Origin of the sequence: Paenimyroides marinum, from assembly GCF_900108395.1 — a bacterium.
Taxonomy (GTDB): Bacteria; Bacteroidota; Bacteroidia; order Flavobacteriales; family Flavobacteriaceae; genus Flavobacterium; species Flavobacterium marinum.
In genome coordinates this window covers 1-18,619 of record NZ_FNXE01000028.1, presented here as the reverse complement: position 1 = coordinate 18,619, position 18,619 = coordinate 1, and the positions used below count along the sequence as shown (strand labels likewise).

At 36.8% G+C, this 18,619-nt stretch carries 13 protein-coding genes; 9 read left to right on the top strand and 4 right to left on the bottom strand.

Translation table 11 applies throughout. The features are described 5' to 3' along the window. Positions 1-4: 4 nt before the first annotated feature. The 3 genes from sov to BLW20_RS09875 are packed head-to-tail and all read left to right on the top strand — an operon-like array spanning position 5 to position 8,120. Entirely contained in the window at positions 5-7,321 is a 7,317-nt protein-coding gene (gene sov / locus BLW20_RS09885) for a T9SS outer membrane translocon Sov/SprA (protein WP_091099886.1), read from the top strand. Positions 7,322-7,381: 60 nt separating this feature from the next. Next, positions 7,382-7,762: a glycine cleavage system protein GcvH gene (gcvH, locus tag BLW20_RS09880; RefSeq protein ID WP_091099883.1), complete on the top strand. Its 381-nt coding sequence runs from the start codon at positions 7,382-7,384 to the stop codon at positions 7,760-7,762. A gap of 52 nt (positions 7,763-7,814) precedes the next feature. Then, positions 7,815-8,120, top strand: a complete 306-nt coding sequence (locus BLW20_RS09875) for a VanZ family protein (protein ID WP_091099880.1) — start codon at positions 7,815-7,817, stop codon at positions 8,118-8,120. Positions 8,121-8,176: 56 nt separating this feature from the next. On the opposite strand, the gene BLW20_RS09870 is transcribed toward BLW20_RS09875, so the two are convergent. After that, positions 8,177-8,887 carry a YebC/PmpR family DNA-binding transcriptional regulator gene (locus BLW20_RS09870; protein WP_091099969.1) on the bottom strand — a complete coding sequence of 237 codons (711 nt, stop codon included), beginning with the start codon at positions 8,885-8,887 and terminating at the stop codon, positions 8,177-8,179. Between the two features lie 89 nt (positions 8,888-8,976). Here BLW20_RS09870 and BLW20_RS09865 point away from each other — a divergent pair, with 89 nt between their 5' ends. After that, positions 8,977-9,648 carry a porin family protein gene (locus BLW20_RS09865; protein WP_091099877.1) on the top strand — a complete coding sequence of 224 codons (672 nt, stop codon included), beginning with the start codon at positions 8,977-8,979 and terminating at the stop codon, positions 9,646-9,648. A 51-nt stretch (positions 9,649-9,699) separates the two neighbouring features. Here the strand turns inward: BLW20_RS09865 and gcvT are convergent, their stop codons facing one another. From gcvT to BLW20_RS09850, 3 genes are all read right to left on the bottom strand, one after another. After that, complete coding sequence (gene gcvT, locus BLW20_RS09860; protein ID WP_091099873.1) at positions 9,700-10,782, bottom strand: glycine cleavage system aminomethyltransferase GcvT; 1,083 nt, start codon at positions 10,780-10,782, stop codon at positions 9,700-9,702. Between the two features lie 72 nt (positions 10,783-10,854). Then, on the bottom strand, positions 10,855-13,257 hold the full coding sequence (locus BLW20_RS09855; RefSeq protein WP_091099869.1) for a heavy metal translocating P-type ATPase: 2,403 nt from the start codon (positions 13,255-13,257) through the stop codon (positions 10,855-10,857). Positions 13,258-13,400: 143 nt separating this feature from the next. Then, the gene (locus tag BLW20_RS09850) at positions 13,401-13,982 is read right to left on the bottom strand and encodes a helix-turn-helix domain-containing protein (protein WP_091099866.1); all 582 of its coding nucleotides are present in this window, start codon (positions 13,980-13,982) and stop codon (positions 13,401-13,403) included. Between the two features lie 175 nt (positions 13,983-14,157). On the opposite strand from BLW20_RS09850, the gene BLW20_RS09845 reads away from it, so the two are divergent. The 5 genes from BLW20_RS09845 to BLW20_RS09825 all read left to right on the top strand — a co-directional run. Continuing rightward, positions 14,158-15,177: a quinone-dependent dihydroorotate dehydrogenase gene (locus tag BLW20_RS09845; RefSeq protein WP_091099863.1), complete on the top strand. Its 1,020-nt coding sequence runs from the start codon at positions 14,158-14,160 to the stop codon at positions 15,175-15,177. Beyond that, complete coding sequence (locus tag BLW20_RS09840; RefSeq protein WP_091099861.1) at positions 15,177-15,794, top strand: LysE family translocator; 618 nt, start codon at positions 15,177-15,179, stop codon at positions 15,792-15,794. The genes BLW20_RS09845 and BLW20_RS09840 overlap by 1 nt, the downstream gene beginning before the upstream one ends. Positions 15,795-15,852: 58 nt before the next feature. After that, on the top strand, positions 15,853-16,716 hold the full coding sequence (locus BLW20_RS09835) for a hydroxymethylglutaryl-CoA lyase (protein ID WP_091099858.1): 864 nt from the start codon (positions 15,853-15,855) through the stop codon (positions 16,714-16,716). A 59-nt stretch (positions 16,717-16,775) separates the two neighbouring features. Beyond that, the gene (gene guaB, locus BLW20_RS09830; RefSeq protein WP_091099855.1) at positions 16,776-18,248 is read left to right on the top strand and encodes an IMP dehydrogenase; all 1,473 of its coding nucleotides are present in this window, start codon (positions 16,776-16,778) and stop codon (positions 18,246-18,248) included. A 127-nt stretch (positions 18,249-18,375) separates the two neighbouring features. Beyond that, positions 18,376-18,619 (top strand): DUF4372 domain-containing protein (locus BLW20_RS09825; protein WP_143037772.1); only part of this gene is annotated, 244 nt, incomplete at its 3' end.

The window sequence follows — 18,619 nt, the reverse complement described above, 5'->3', positions numbered from 1 at the left end:
ACGTTTGAAAACATCTTCACATACATATATACTTTTAAAATATTTTTTCATAATTATCTTTTTGTGTAATGTTACGCCAACATGGGCACAAATTGATGAAGAAAAGGAAGATAACATCATTATCCGGGGTGCAATTTCGTTAAAAGATGTAGATAGCATCATGAAAATGTACACCTATGATCCGGTAACTGATAAGTATATTTACACCGTCACCAATAACGAGTTTAACCTGGAATATCCCATGGTTTTAACCCGTAAGCAATATGAAGAAATTTTACTAAATGCTGCCCTACGTGAATATTACTCTAAACGTTTAGCCGCCGCAGAAGACCGTTTGACCGAAGAAGAAAAAAAAGATTTACTGCCGGGCTATTATGTTAATTCTAAACTTTTTGAAACCATTTTTGGTGGTAATACCATTGATGTAAAGCCAAGTGGTTCGGTTGAATTAGATTTAGGAATGCGCTATTCAAAACAAGATAATCCCATAATATCCCCAAGAAACCGCCGTACGTTTGCTTTAGACTTTAATCAGCGGATTGATTTAAGCCTGCAAGGTAAAGTGGGAACGCGTTTAAATACCGATATCAACTTTAATAATCAGGCAACAATGGATTTTCAAAAGCAAATGCTTAAGTTAAACTATGAGCCCGATGAAGATGCCATTCTGCAAGGAATAGAAGTAGGAAACGTAAGTATGCCTGTGAATAATTCATTGATTAGAGGAGCACAAAACCTTTTTGGTGTGAAGACCAAATTACAGTTTGGACGTACCACCATTACAGGGGTGGTTTCTAAACAAACTTCAGAAAGAAAAACCATTGTTGCCCAAGGCGGCGGAACAGTCCAGGATTTTGAGCTATTTGCTTTGGATTACGAACAAAACCGCAACTTTTTCTTGTCTCAATATTTCAGGTATCAATACGATAATGCTTTAAGAAATTACCCTTATATAGACAGTCGTGTACGCATTACCCGTGTAGAAGTTTGGGTAACCAATCGTCAAAACCGTTTAGGGCAGACTAATAATAACATGCGTAATATTATTGCGTTGCAAGATTTGGGTGAAGCACGTTTAAGCAACGCAAATACCGATCGGATCATTGGTATTGATTTAAACGCAAATCCCACGTTCTTTGGAACTTCGCAGATAAACGCACCGGTTGATAACTCTAACAACCAGTTTAACCCCGAAGCTATAGGAACTAATTTTTTAAATCAAGGCATCCGCCAGATAACTACCGCACAAAACGGGTTTAATATACCTGTTACCGAAGGGCGGGATTACGTTAAGTTAGAAAATGCCCGTAAATTATTGGATAATGAATTTAAGTTTCATCCACAATTGGGATATATCACATTACAGCAGCCTTTAAATAATGACGAAGTCTTAGCTGTAGCATTTGAATATACCATTGGAGGAAAAGTCTATAAAGTAGGGGAATTTGGAACCGATGGTGTTGATGCAACCGTGATAGGGCAGGATGGGGACAATCAGGATATCCCCACCACGCAAAGTCTGGTTTTAAAAATGTTGAAAAGTACATTGGCATCAGTAAATGAACCGGTTTGGGATTTATTAATGAAAAATATTTACAAAATACCAAATACCAGTTATTTAGATAAAGAAGGTTTCAGATTGAACATTATGTACACGGATCCTTCGCCGTTAAATTATATTTCACCGGTTGCCGGAACTACGTTGCCTGAAGATGTTGCCAACACTCCTTTGTTAAATGTATTTAACTTAGACCGTTTAAATTCTACCGATGATCCTCAGAACGGCGGAGACGGTTGGTTTGATTACATCGCAAACAGCCCAACAAGTAATAATCCTTCTAATAACAATAATCAGGGAGGAGGATACAACAACCAAAATCCTGGTCTACAAAACACCAACAAATTTGAAGGGGTAACAATTGACGAAGAAAACGGAAGGGTAATTTTTACCACTGTAGAACCTTTTGGAGAACATTTATTTAAAAAATTATCAAACAATCCGGCAGAAAATTACGATGTTGATGCCAGCTACAATGCCAACCAAAAAAAATACGTTTACAAAAATTTATACCGTAACACCTATACAAAAGCGCTGCAGGAAAGCGAAAAAAACAAGTTTCAGCTAAAAGGTAAATCGTCGAGCTCTGCCGGCGATGGTATCCCTATTGGCGGGTTTAACCTGGTTCCGGGGTCTGTTGTTGTAACTGCCGGTGGAAGAACATTGGTAGAAGGTGTAGATTATACGGTAGATTATGCGCGAGGAATGGTTCAGATATTAGATCCGTCTTTAAAAGAAAGCAATACACCTATTGAAATTTCTACCGAAGAAAACTCAATGTTTTCACAAAACCGCCGAAGCTTTTTCGGAGTTGATGTGGAACATAAAGTAAATGATAAATTGATTTTAGGTGCTACGTATCTGCGTTTGTCTGAACAACCTTTAACGGTAAAATCAAATTACGGAGACGAATCGGTTAACAATGCCATTTACGGGTTTAACTTTAATTATTCTACCGATGCACCTTTCTTAACCCGTTGGGTAAATAAGCTGCCAAATATTGATACCGATGTCATGTCAACTTTAACCTTTAAGGGTGAATTTGCTTATCTAAAACCAGGTGCCTCTAAATTAGATCAAATCAACGGTGAAGCAACTTCTTATATCGAAAATTTTGAAGGTACACAAAGTAATATCGATGTGCTAAACCCAACCATGTGGTTTATGTCGTCGGTTCCTGTGGGGTTTGGTGAAAATTTTACCGATCTGCAATCAGGTTATCGTCGTGCAAAAATGTCGTGGTATAACATCGATCAGATATTTTACAGTCCGTACCGCCGACCAAATGAAATTACCGATGGTATGTTGTCATCAAACAAAACCCGCCGTATTGATAAAGTAGAGTTATTCCCTACCATGGACATTGCCCAAGGCGAATTATTAACCATGAATCCGTTGAATCTTACTTATTATCCAAAAGAACGCGGACCATATAATTTTAATCCACAGTTTTTATCAAACAACGAATTGCCCAACCCGCAGCAAAACTGGGCAGGTATTATGCGTTCCATTGCATCGACAAATTTTGAACAGGCAAATGTTGAGTATATCGAATTCTGGATGATGGATCCTTACACAGGTAACGCCGGCGATGTAGCTGATTTAAACAACACGGGGAAAGTATATTTTAACCTGGGATACATTTCAGAAGACATTTTGCAAGACGGTATGAAGCAATACGAAAACGGATTACCTACACCTGCAAACAATGCACCAACAGTTAGTTCGGTTTGGGGAAAAGTTCCGGCATCTACCGCACTTATTTATGCTTTTGACACCGATGCCAATAATCGTATGTATCAGGATGTTGGTTTGGACGGTTTAAACGATGAGGAAGAAAAAGCAAAGTTTTCGCAGTTTTCATCTTTTGCAGATCCGGCAGCAGATAACTATGAGTTTTTCTTAACAGCCCAGGGCGATATCCTGTCACGTTACAAAAATTATAATGGATTACAGGGGAACACACCCATACAGTTTACCGATACCAACCGAGGTAATACCAATTTACCCGATGTAGAAGATATTGATAACGATAATACCATGAACACCATTAATGCGTATTATCAATATGAGGTAAATGTTAGCCCAAATCCGGTAATTGGTGAAAATTACGTAGTTGATGTACGTACAACAGAAGTAAAATTTTTAAACGGAAATTCTACACCGGTGAAATGGGTACAGTATAAAGTACCGATTATAGCAAGTGAAGAATACGCTGTAGGTGCCATTTCAGATTTACAGTCTATACGTTTTATGCGTATGTTCTTAACAGGTTTTTCTGATGAAATAACCTTGCGTTTTGGTACATTAGACTTAGTAAGAAGCGATTGGCGCCGATACACTGAAAGCCTGGTAGAAGATCCCAATACAATTGTTCAGGGAACCAATACCGGTTTTGATGTAACTACGCTGAATGTTCTGAACAATTATGCACGTACGCCTATTCCGTACGTATTGCCTCCGGGTATCGTACGTGAACAAATAAACCAGAACAATACCATTATCAATCAAAATGAACAGGCTTTATCGTTAAAAGTTTACAAAGCAAATTCAACCGTTACACCAAACGGATTAGAGCCAGACGATTCCAGAGCGGTGTTCAAAAATGTTGGTAATATCGATATGCGTCAGTATAAAAAACTGCGTATGTTTTTACATGCCGAGGCACTAGAAAATGTAAACGATGCCACAAGGTTGAAAGATGATGAAATGGTTGCTTTTATTCGTTTTGGTAACGATTTTACAGATAACTTCTATCAGGTTGAAATTCCGCTGAAAGTAACCGAATGGGGTACAACAATTGCAGACGAAATCTGGCCACTGGCTAATGAAATAGAATTGCAGTTAGAGTTGCTGACCAAGTTAAAATTAATGCGCAACAGGGATAATACCCAAGATCCTAATTTTATCTATTTTAAAAACGAAGAAGAACTGGCACCTGAATTGGCAGATAAAATAAACAAACTGCGTATTGGAGTAAAAGGAAATCCAAATTTTGGAATGTTGCGAACCATAATGATTGGTGTTCGAAACAATACCAGAGTGCTTTATGAAAACGATGTACAATCTCCTCGCGATTTACGTGGTGAAGTTTGGTTTAACGAATTGCGTATGTCTGACATGACCAATAAAGGAGGTTGGGCAGCAGTAGGTACAGTTGATGCCAAAATTGCAGATTTTGCATCGGTTACCGCATCTGTAAACAAACAAACAATGGGATTTGGTTCTATAGAGCAGGGACCGCAAGAACGCAGTCGTGAAGATGTTTTTCAATACAATGTTGCAACTGCTGTAAATGCACACCAATTATTACCTAAAAAATGGAATTTAAACATACCGTTCAGTTATTCGGTTGCCGAAGAAAAGATTACGCCTGAGTATGACCCTAACGATCCTGATATCCGTTTACAAACTAAAATGGACGAAGCACAAACCGAACAGGAACGCAGGCAAATTAAAGATCGTGCCATTGAATACACCAAACGAACAAGTATCAACTTTATTGGTGTAAACAAACAACGCTCACCAAATCAAAAACAACATTTTTACGATATAGAAAACATTACGCTTTCGCATTCGTTTAACGAAGTGCAACAGCATAATTACGAGGTGGAACGTATGTTAGATCAGCAGGCAAGTTCCTCGTTAGATTATTCGTTTGGGTTTAAACCCTGGAATATAGAGCCATTTAAAAAAGCGGAAAATTTCAAGAAGAACAAATATTTAAAATTGTTCAGCGATTTTAACCTGAACTTATTGCCAACAAGTCTTACCTTCCGTTCAAATGTTTTACGCCAGTACAATCAGCAAAAATACCGGATGATTGATGTAGAAGGTATCGAAATACAGCCGTTGTACCGCAGAAATTATTTCTTTAATTACAATTACGGTGTTAATTTTAATTTAACTAAAAACCTAACGTTGAATTACACGGCGTCGAATAACAATGTTGTTCGCAATTTTATGGACGAAAACAGATATGTTGACAATTCGTTAGGCATTTGGGACGGCTATTTTGATCCGGGTACACCTAATTTGCGTATGCAGTCGTTACAAATGACTTATAAGCTGCCGTTTGATAAAATTCCGTTTTTAGCATTCATCAATAGTGATTATTCTTATTCAGGTGATTATAGCTGGCAGCGTGCAACAGATGCTTTTTCAAATATAGATTACAATGGTGTAAATTACGAATTGGGAAATACCATTCAGAATGCCAATACGCACCGTTTAAATTCTACTATTACCATGGACGTTTTGTATAAATACATTGGGTTGGTGCCAAGTACCGCGAAACAGAAAAAGAAAACCTCTTCATTAGAAGCCCGGCCAAAACCGGGAGAAAAGGTTGAACGTAATAAAGAACTGACAGCTAAAGAAAAGAAAGAAGAAGAAGAAAAAGGTTCGGCTGCTTTAGATGCTGCAATTAATTTTGTAACCATGGTTAAAAAAGTGGGAATCAATTACGAAGAATCTAACGGTACGGTGTTGCCGGGGTATTTAGGCGGATTAGGTTTCTTTGGAACTTCACGACCAACACTTGGATATGTCTTTGGTTCGCAGGAGGATGTTCGTTACGAAGCTGCCCGTAAAGGTTGGCTGACCTATTATCCGGAATTCAATCAGGAATTCAGTCGCATGCACACCGAAAGACTGACGTTTACAGCAGAGGTTCGTCCGTTGAAGGATTTGTTAATAACGATCAATGCCAATAAAAATTACAGTACCAATATGTCTGAACAATACGATGTTGAAAACGGTATCTATAATTCGCGTTCGCCTTACGAATCAGGTTTTTTCAGTACCAGCAACATTATGATAGGAACAGCATTTGGCAAAAGTGACGTAAACGGTTCGGCGGCATTTGAACAATTTAAGGCAAACAGAATTTTGGTTGCAAACCGATTGGCTACAGAACGCGGTATCGATTTGTCTGATCCGGCAAATATCGATGAATATGGTTATCCGGTGGGCTACAGCCGTACCAATCAAGAAGTATTGATTCCGTCCTTTTTGGCAGCTTACTCGGGTAAAGATGTATCTAAACAAGGTAACGGCTTTTTGAAAAATATCCCATTGCCAAACTGGAATTTAAGATATACCGGATTAGCAAAATTAGGCTGGTTTAAAGATCATTTTTCAAACTTTACTATTTCTCATGTATATACATCGGGCTATTCGGTAAATAACTTTCAGACCAATTACGAGTATCTGGAAAACCCTAATGGATTAAATGCCGGTGGAAATTATCCTGCAAAAAATGTAGTGAGTAATATCACAATGAACGAGAATTTTGCTCCGCTTGTAGGGATTGATTTCAGAACAAAATCAAATATTGACTTTGGTGTAAGAATCAATAAAGATCGTTTATTATCTATGAGTTTTGATAACAATTTGCTAACAGAGGTTCAAGGAAACGAATACAGCTTTAAATTTGGCTTTATCATTAAAGATGTTGGTTTTACAACCAATTTTGAAGGTGTTGCCAATGGCGGCAGAATTGTAAGCGATATGCGTATTACCACTGAGTTTTCCTGGCGTAGAAACCAAACCATTATTCGTTATTTAGATTATAACAACAACCAGATTGGTGCGGGGCAGGATGTTACCAATATAAAAGTAAATGCCTCATACGATGTAAGTAAGAATTTTACATTTATTTTTTATTACGAACACATGTTCAGCAAAGCGGTTATATCAACCATGTATCCAATAACAAACATACGCTCAGGCATAACTTTACGCTATAATTTCGGAAATTAAACTCTAAAAATTTTTCAATTATCAATAAAGTTATACATTTGCTCTTAAAATAATAACACAATGAATATACCAGCTAATTTAAAGTACACAAAAGACCACGAGTGGGTTAGTTTAGAAGGAGATGTTGCAACGGTAGGAATCACCGATTTTGCACAAAAAGAATTAGGAGATATTGTTTACGTAGAAGTAGAAACAGTAGATCAAACGTTAGATCAAGATGAGGTTTTTGGAACAGTAGAAGCTGTAAAAACTGTTTCTGATTTATTTTTACCTATGGCAGGTGAAATTATCGAGTTTAATGAAGGTTTGGAAACAGAACCGGAATTGGTAAATACGGATCCATATCAGGCAGGGTGGATGATTAAGGTAAAAGTAAGCGATGCAGCGCAATTTGACGCATTGTTAACCGCAGATCAATATAAAGAATTAATTGGTGCATAATAAAAAGCTTATTGCCATAAGTTGGAATATTGTTATACTGTTCTTTTGTTTGATGAACCTATCAAACATTAACGAAGTAAAAGAAATAAACATTCCAAATATCGATAAAATAGTACATTTTATGTTCTATACCACATCGGCTTTCTTATGGTCTTGGGCATTGTTAAATAAAGAATCACAGGCGTATAAATTAAACCTTATGCTGATCGTTTTCGGTTTAATCTTGTTTGGATTGGCAGTAGAATTCATGCAAGATGTACTGCCCACAAAACGTTCGTTTGAATGGTTAGATGTGCTGTGTAACACACTTGGTGTTTTGTTTGGCACCGGAATTTATTTAATCTGTACAAAAAAATAAAAACCTCACAATTTGTGAGGTTTTTATTTTATAATAAACTTATTTTTAAATATAGATTAAGCCATTGTGGTATAAACATTTTGAACGTCATCGTCTTCTTCGATTTTCTCTAACAACTTCTCAACATCGGCAATTTGCTCCTCAGTAAGTTCTTTTGTTACTTGCGGAATACGGTCAAAACCTGATGAAAGAATTTCCATATTGCGTTCTTCCAATTCTTTTTGAATCGCTCCAAAACTGTTGAACGGAGCGTAAATCATGATACCGTCTTCGTCTTCAAAAATTTCATCTACGCCTAAATCAATCAATTCTAATTCAAATTCTTCCAAATCTAAACCTTCTACCTTTGCAATTCTAAAGTTACACGTATGGTCAAACATAAAATCTACAGATCCTTGTGTTCCCATGGTTCCGTTACATTTATTGAAATAAGAACGAATGTTTGCAACAGTTCTGTTGTTATTGTCGGTAGCGGTTTCAATTAAAACGGCAATTCCGTGTGGTGCATAACCTTCAAACAACACTTCTTTATAGTTTGCTGTATCTTTGTCTGATGCCTTTTTTATAGCGCGTTCAACGTTTTCTTTTGGCATATTTGCCGATTTGGCATTTTGAATAACCGCACGTAAACGGGCATTTGTTTCAGGGTTAGGTCCGCCTTCTTTAACAGCCATTACGATATCTTTACCAATACGTGTAAACGTTTTAGCCATTGCCGACCAACGTTTCATTTTTCTAGCTTTTCTAAATTCAAACGCTCTTCCCATTTCTAATACTTTTTTATTAAATTTACGCAAAATTATAGAAAAGTTGTTTTTCTGTAAAAAAAAACACTAATTATTTTAACTACAAGAACATGAAAAAAACACTATTAGTTGCTTTGTTGGCGTCTTTTGCAACAAATGCTCAGGTTAGAGAGAGAAACGACATTGAAGTTGCACCGTTCATTGGTATTAATAGTTCTAATTATTATGGGGATGTTTCATATACTAGCGAAGGAAACAAGACATTATACACACCTGTTTTAGGGGTTACTGCTGATTTTTATATGAACAATCGCTGGAGTTTAAGAACGGGATTAGAATATCAAACATTAGGAAGTTCTGTTTATACACACGCTTTTATTGACAATCCGCAAGACAATAATTATTACAGATATTATTATGAAAATGAGAAGCTTAATTTTATTGTAATTCCTATTCATGCAAATATCCATATTGGGAGATCTAGAAATTGGCACATTAATTTTGGACCTACAGTAAGCTTTATGACAAGTGGGAAATTTGGAAATGAAAAAATAGATATTGGTCATTTAAGAAAAGAGCAAGTTGGTTTGGGTCTAGGTTTTGGTTATCGTTTTAAAATATATGAGAATTTTAGTATTGGTATTGAACATCAAGAATATATTAGTTTTACAAGTAACACATCTGGTGGCTATGGTTCGTACAGTAGCTTTGATGGAAATATTGCAGGTAACTTTAGTGTAAAAGCAATTTTTAGAATTCCAAGTTCTATAAAAGAAAAATAAAAAACGAAGCTTAAAAAGCTTCGTTTTTTTGTTATCTGTTATAAAATCAGATTACTTTTTATAAAAAGGTGTTTTAACCACTTGTGCTTTTACATCGTTTTTGCGGATGCGGATAAAGATTTCAGAACCTTCTTTAGCAAATTCCTTATTTACATATCCCATTCCGATTCCTTTTCCTAATGATGGAGATTGTGTACCAGATGTTACGTGACCAATCACATTGCCTTCTGCATCAACAATTTCGTAATCGTGGCGGGGAATTCCTCGGTCGATCAATTCAAAACCGATTAATTTAGTAGCTACACCGTTTTCTTTGTCGGCTTTAATCGCTTCAGAGTTTACAAAATCTTTAGTAAATTTTGTAACCCAGCCTAACCCGGCAGCAATTGGCGAAGTGGTATCGTTTATTTCGTTTCCGTATAAACAGTACCCCATTTCTAAACGCAAGGTGTCGCGAGCTGCTAAACCAATTGGTTTAATTCCGAATGATTCCCCAGCTTTTAAAACTTCGTTCCAAATATGAACAATGTCTTCGTTTTTAGCATAAATTTCAATACCGCCCGACCCTGTGTATCCAGTAGCAGAAACAATAACGTTTTCTTTTCCGGCAAAAGTTCCTGTTTCAAATGTATAGAATTTTAAGTTTGTTAAATCTACATTTGTGATAGACTGCATGGCTTCATTTGCTTTTGGACCTTGAATTGCTAATAAAGAATAGTGGTCTGACAAATTTTCAAAAGCTACGTTCATTGAATTATGTGAAGCGATCCATTCAAAATCTTTATCGATGTTTGATGCGTTTACTACCATTAAATACTCTGTATCGTTTACTTTATAGGTAATAATATCGTCAACAATGCCACCTTTATCGTTTGGTAAATAGCTGTATTGTGCTTTTCCGTTTACCAAAACCGATGCGTCGTTTGAAGTTACTTTTTGAATCAGATCCAAAGCATTTTCTCCCGAAATTTTGAATAATCCCATGTGGGATACATCAAAAACACCTACACCATTTCTTACGGTATCATGTTCAATGTTTACTCCTTCGTATTGAACAGGCATATTATATCCGGCAAAAGGAACCATTTTTGCTCCTAAAGCTACGTGTACATCATTTAAAGGTACTTGTTTCATTGTTTTGTTATAAATTGTAAATAATGAGAGCGAAAATACACTAATTTTTACGGATTTGCAATGATTTAAGGCTTATAATTTCAATTGTTTTATTCTCAACGCATTTGTTATGACCGAAACAGAGCTTAAACACATGGCGAAAGCTGCAATCATTGGCGATAATAACATTCCGGTTGCATAATAAAAAATTCCTGCTGCTACGGCGATTCCAATAATGTTATAAATAAAAGCGAAGAATAAATTTTGTTTGATGTTTTTCATAACAGATGTACTCAATACAATAGCTTTTTTTACATTAGAAAACGAACTGTTTAACAAGGTGATTTTTGCAAAATCCTGTGCCAGATCGGATCCGCTTCCCATAGCAATTCCTATATCGGCTTTTGCCAGTGCGGGAGCATCGTTGATGCCGTCGCCAACCATCGTAATTGTTTTTCCTTCTTTTTGAACCGATTCAATCATTGACAGTTTACCTTCCGGAAGCTGTTGTGCAAATACCTTGTCAATACCTATTTGTTTTGCAATGGCATGTGCCGTGTGTGCGTGGTCGCCCGTAAGCATAATGATTTCGATGTTTTTGGAATGAAGAAAATCAATGGTTGCTTTTACATCGGGTTTTAGAGCATCGTGAATTACAGCCAAACCAACAATATCTTTGTCTATTGCCACATACGAAACCGTTTTTCCCGAACTTTGAATTTCTTCTACCTGATGTAAAATGGTTTGCGAAACACCAATGTTATTTTGTTTAAGCAGTGCTTCGTTACCTAAAAATACTTTTTTCCCGTTGATCATTCCCTGTATGCCTTTTCCCGGAATATTTGCAACCATTTTGTTTGATTGAAATACGATGTTCATTGTTTTTGCTTTATCGGTAAAAGCTTTGGCAATAGGGTGTTCGCTGCCTGAATTCATTTGGGCGGTTATTTTTATTAATGCTTCTTCAGAAAGATCTTTTAACGGAATGATTTCTTCCAGCGACGGCTTTCCTTCGGTCAATGTACCGGTTTTATCCGTAATAACCACATTGGTTTTTTGTAACGCTTCCAATGATTCGGCTTTTTTTATCAGGATTCCGTATTCGGCACCTTTCCCAATTCCCATAGAGATAGAAACCGGAGTTGCCAAACCTAAGGCACACGGACAAGCGATGATTAATACGGCAATAGCATTTTGTAATCCAAACAATAAGGAAGTTTCAGTTGATAAAAATCCCCAGTAAACAAAAGTTATGAGTGCAATTGCAACGACAATCGGTACAAAATAACCCGAAATTTTATCTGCTAAACGCTGAATCGGTGTACGAGAAAGACTTGCTTTGTTAACCATTTCAACGATTTGGGCAATGGTAGTTGTTACGCCAATTCGTGTTGCTTTCATTTGAAACGATTGGTTGGTATTGATACTTCCTGCCAAAACTTCATCATTTGTTTTCTTTAAAACAGGCAAAGGCTCGCCGGTTAGCAAAGCTTCATTAATAGAAGTTTGTCCGGATGTTACGATGCCGTCCACAGGAATTTTTTCACCAGGTTTTACTAAGATTTCATCGTTTACCTGAATATGCTCAACATCAATTTCGGTAGCATTTCCATTAACTAAAACAGTTGCTTTCTGCGGAATCAAATTTAACAAATGTTCTACCGATGATTTTGTTTTTTGATGGGCACGAGCTTCCAGCCACTGACCTAAAATCATCAGGGTAAAAATTACGGCAACACTCTCAAAATAAATGGGTAAATGCTCTGCTGCATGAAATGCATGCGGATTAATTAAGACAAACAGCGAAAAAAGGTAAGCGGCAACAGCGCCTAAGCCAATTAAACTAAACATGTTTAAATGCCATGTTTTAAACGAAATCCAGGCGCGTTTTAAATAGTTTCTGCCAATGTATAAAACAGTAGTTGCACCAATAAATTGCAGCCAAAGGGCAATGTTGTACGGAATGATTTTGTAAATAAAACTGTCGTGGCTCATTCCAAACATGGCAATGATAAATACAGGAATGGTAACCACCAATGATTGATAAAAGAGTTTTTTTAAGTGATGGACTTCTTTATTATCCGAAGAATTTCCGCCGATGCGTACTAAATCCATTCCACAAACCGGACAACCTACATTACTATCGTAAACCTTATCGCCTTCGCATAACATGGGGCAATAATATTTTCCGGCTAAATGCTCTAACTGTTTCGGTGGTTCGTTATGATTGTGGTGAGCATGTGCGGCGTGATGAGCAATTTCAGAAAGCGTTTCCGTTCCATCTGCATTTTCCGTAATTTCCTGAATGGTATAAGAACCTTTTTGAGAAAGTGCGTGTTGTAACTCTTCTAACGGAATTTTTTTGTCCGATTCAATAACGGCTTCTGTCGGGTGCAGGCTTACGGTAACCTTATCGGCAAATGTTTGCAGGGCGTCGGTTACTTTTGCCTGACAGCCGCTGCACGTCATTTCGTTTATTTTATATCTGGTTTTCATAGGATTTTATCTTTGATTGTAAAGATACTTAGAATCCTAAACCTGTCGCTTACATAATTTTTAAAAAGGTTTGTATAATTTCAATAGTTAGTTTTTAATTTTAGATGAAAGCAGAAAATTTTAATAAGAAGAAACCTCTTTTTTTAAGAGGTTTGTTTTATATCGTTATTATTTATCACCTCTTCCTTAAAAACCTTTATTTCTTTAAAGTGCGTAGGTGCCAGGCCGGTAACTTTTTTAAACTGATTGCTTAAATGTCCTACTGAGCTATAGTTCATTTTATAGGCAATTTCACTTAAAGTCAGTTCATCATAAACCAGCAATTCTTTTACTTTTTCAATTTTTTGCAGAATGTAAAACTGCTCAATGGTTTGCGATTCCTGATTAGAAAACAACTGGCTCAGCGTATGGTATTCCACCTGTAATTTACTTGATAAATATTCAGAAAGCGTAATGGTTAAATCGTTTACGTCTTTAGAAACCAATTCAATAATCTGCGTTTTAATGCGTTCAACCAGCATACTTTTTTTATCGCTTAACAGTTCAAACCCCAAAGGCTGAATCGCTTTTTCAATTTTATCCCGGTCGGCAAGGGTTATGGGTTCGTGAAATTCAATCATACCCAAATCCACATCATTCAAATCAAACCCCAAATCTTCCATTGTTTTTTCAATAACCATAATGCATCGGGGGCATACCATATTTTTTACGCGAAGTATCTTCATAAATAGCTTTTTGCAATGTTCAAATATATCATAATCACTTGGGATATGAAAATTATTTGAGAAACTTCACTATAAAATTTAGCTAACAGAACCTGAAACGTGAAACTTTGAACCTGAAATCTTAAACCTGAAACTAAAAAAATAGTACTTTTGCAAAGCTTTAAATTATACAATCATGTACAAGTCAATAATTCGTCCGCTTTTATTTAAGTTTGATCCTGAAAAAGTGCATCATTTTACTTTTTCAATGATAAAAACAATGCACGCCATTCCGGGTATGAAATCGGTTTTTAAATCAATTTATCAGGTAAACGACAAAAGATTGGAACGGGAAGTTTTTGGCTTGAAATTTAAAAATCCGGTTGGTTTAGCTGCAGGATTAGATAAAGATGCCAAGATTTATAACGAATTAGATGCGTTTGGTTTCGGATTTATCGAAATTGGAACCATCACTCCAAAACCACAAGACGGAAATCCTAAAAAACGTTTGTTCCGTTTAAAAGAAGATTCAGGAATTATTAACCGAATGGGCTTTAATAATGGCGGAATTGAGCTGGCAGTAGAACGTTTAAAGCAAAATAAAGGTGTTTTAATTGGTGGAAACATCGGTAAAAACAAAATCACTCCAAACGAAGAGGCGGTAAATGATTATATTTTGTGTTTCGATGCTTTGTTTCCGTATGTAGATTATTTTGTGGTCAACGTAAGTTCGCCCAACACGCCTAATTTACGTGCGTTGCAAGACAAAGAACCGTTGACGGAATTGCTATCGACTTTACAGAATAAAAATCTTCAGCAACCAAAACAAAAACCAATTCTTTTGAAAATTGCTCCGGATTTAACCAATGACCAATTGCTGGACATCATCGATATCGTAAACGATACCAAAATTGCCGGTGTTATTGCGACCAATACGACCATTTCCCGTGAAGGATTACAATCGGTGAATAAAGTGGAAACAGGTGGGCTATCAGGCAAACCGTTAAAAAACAGATCAACAGAAGTGATTCGTTTTCTTTCGGAAAAAAGCAATAAATCGTTTCCTGTTATTGGCGTGGGTGGAATTCACTCTGCAGCCGATGCCTTAGAAAAATTAGATGCAGGAGCCGATTTGGTTCAGATTTACACCGGATTTATTTACGAAGGTCCCGCTTTGATTAAAGAAATCAATCAGGCAATTTTAAAACGAAAATAATGACCATTGAAACCGTTATTTCGTTTTTCTTTGCAAGTTTGGCACTAACCATTGCACCGGGACCCGACGTAATGTATGTGCTTTCAACAAGTATTGCCAAAGGAAAAAACTACGGAATTTCGGCAGACATTGGTTTAAGCAGCGGATTGCTTTTTCATACCACACTGCTGGCATTTGGTATTTCGGCAATCATTATAAAAAGCCCTATGTTGTTTAAAGGCATCAAAATTTTTGGTGCGTTGTATTTGTTGTGGTTGGCTTATAGCGTTTTTAAATCAGAAGCTTCGTTTCAATTAAAATCTCAAAAAATAACAATTGACAAACCCTGGAAAAACATTTTTAAAGGGTTGTTAATGAATATACTCAACCCAAAAGTAATGCTGTTTTTCTTGGCATTATTCCCTACATTCATCAACAGCAAAGCCGGAAATATAAAATTACAGGTTTACACATTAGGAATCATCTCGTTTGTTCAAGCGTTTACGGTTTTTTGTCTGTATGCCGTTTTAGCTGCTTCACTCACAAAATTTCTCCGCGAAAGCACCACGTTTAATTTAATATTAAAATGGCTGCAGATTGTTGTATTTGTAATTTTGGCTGTTTTAATGCTGATTTAGTAAATTATTTCAATCGGGCATTTTGCAAATCTTTCGAAATCTGTTATCTTTGAGCCTTATGAAACCGGTAAAAATAATAGAATGTCCACGCGATGCCATGCAAGGCATCAAAGCGTTTATCCCCACAGAAAAAAAAGTGCAATACATCCAATCGTTATTGCGTTGTGGTTTTGATACGTTAGATTTTGGCAGTTTTGTGTCGCCTAAAGCCATTCCGCAAATGCAGGATACGGCAGAAGTGTTGTCGCAATTAGATCTTTCAGAAACAAAAACCAAATTACTGGCTATTATTGCAAATACAAAAGGTGCAGAATTGGCATCGGTTCATAACGAAATTCAGTATTTAGGGTTTCCTTTTTCTATTTCAGAAAACTTTCAAATGCGCAATACGCACAAAACCATTGCCGAATCAATTGTTACTTTACAAGAAATTTTAGAAATCGCTAATAAAACAAATAAAGAAGTTGTTGCGTATCTGTCTATGGGCTTTGGAAATCCGTATGGCGATCCATGGAATGTGGATATTGTTGGTGAGTGGACAGAAAAACTGGCGAATATGGGCGTAAAGATTTTATCGCTTTCTGATACCGTTGGTTCTTCAACACCCGAAGATATAACCTATTTATTCTCTAATCTAATTCCAAAATACCCACATATCGAATTTGGTGCACATTTACACACCACTCCGGATGCATGGTTTGAAAAAGTAGATGCTGCCCATAAAGCTGGCTGTATTCGTTTTGACGGAGCCATTAAAGGATTTGGTGGCTGCCCAATGGCAAAAGACGATTTAACAGGGAATATGCCCACCGAAAAAATGCTGAGTTATTTTACCGCAAATAAAGTAGAAACGAACATACAGATGACCTCTTTTGAAGCTGCTTATAACGAAGCGTTGAAAATTTTTAATTTTTATCATTAAAATTTTATTTTTCATTTAAAAATCACTAAATTTGCGTGCAATTCAACTACAATTGCAACATGGAAGCACACACAACAAAAATAGTCGGTCAGGGTTTAACTTATGACGATGTTCTTTTAATACCCGCATACTCAGAGGTATTACCACGCGAAGTAAATATTCAATCAAAATTCTCAAAAAACATCACTTTAAATGTTCCGGTTATTTCAGCTGCAATGGATACCGTTACAGAGAGTGCTATGGCAATTGCTATGGCTCGCGAAGGGGGTATCGGGGTTTTACACAAAAATATGACCATTGAGCAACAAGCTCTTGAAGTCCGTAAAGTAAAACGTGCAGAATCAGGAATGATTATCGATCCGGTAACACTGCCTTTAACCGCTACTGTTGGCGATGCAAAAACAGCCATGCGTGAAAACGGAATTGGTGGAATCCCGGTGGTTGACGAAAATCAAATTTTAAAAGGAATCGTTACCAACAGAGATTTACGTTTTGAGAAAAAGAACGAACGTTCTATTGTAGAAGTAATGACAGTTGATAATTTAGTTACTGCTTTAGAAGGAACCACTTTATCCGATGCAGAACAAATTCTTCAGGAAAATAAAATTGAAAAATTACCGGTTGTTAATGCCAATTACAAATTGGTAGGATTAATTACTTTCCGCGATATTACCAAACTAACCTTAAAACCAAACGCAAATAAAGACAAATTTGGTCGGTTACGTGTTGCAGCTGCCTTAGGGGTAACTGCAGATGCTGTAGAACGTGCAAGTGCTTTGGTAGCTGCCGGCGTTGATGCGTTAATTATTGACACCGCACACGGACATACAAAAGGAGTGGTTAATACATTGAAAGAAGTAAAAGCAACATTTCCTGAAATTGATGTAGTGGTAGGAAATATTGCTACTGCCGAAGCTGCTTTGTATTTGGTAGAAGCTGGTGCAGATGCCGTTAAAGTAGGTATTGGTCCGGGATCTATCTGTACTACTCGTGTAGTTGCAGGTGTTGGTTTCCCTCAATTCTCTGCGGTGATGGAAGTTGCTGCTGCTTTAAAAGGGACCGGAATTCCTGTGATTGCCGATGGTGGTTTGCGTTACACAGGCGATATTCCAAAAGCATTAGGTGCAGGAGCCGATTGTGTGATGTTGGGATCTATGCTTGCAGGAACAAAAGAATCTCCGGGAGAAACCATTATTTTTGAAGGTCGTAAGTTTAAAACCTATCGTGGAATGGGTTCTGTAGAATCAATGAAACACGGATCTAAAGACCGTTATTTCCAGGATGTGGAAGACGATGTTAAAAAACTGGTTCCTGAAGGTATTGAAGGTCGCGTGCCTTATAAAGGTGAATTAAACGAATCGATGACGCAGTTTATTGGTGGTTTACGTGCCGGAATGGGGTATTGTGGCGCAAAAGATATTCCAACCTTGCAGGAAACCGCTCGTTTTGTACAGTTGACTTCTTCAGGTATCGGCGAATCACACCCACATAATGTAACCATTACAAAAGAAGCTCCAAATTATTCAAGATAAAAAACACAAATCCCGAAGTTTAACTTCGGGATTTTTTAATGAAAATCATTGTTGTCCGATAAAAAGGAAGCCAACTTAATGGCTTCCTAAAAACATCGTAAATTTGTGTTGCAAAACTTAAAATACGATGAGTAAAAGTAATCATTTTTCGACAAAATCCGTTTTCGGACAGCTGATTTCATTAATTGACGATTCGATGATAAAAAGAGAAGTGAAAAAATGCGATTCCGATCGTTATACAAAGCGATTTACAACAAAAGATCACTTGATAAGTATGCTCTTTTGTTCGTTTTCAAAGTGCACTTCCTTACGGGAAATATCGGGAGCAATGCTTGGTCTGTCTGGAAAAACGGCAGGATTCCAGTTAAATC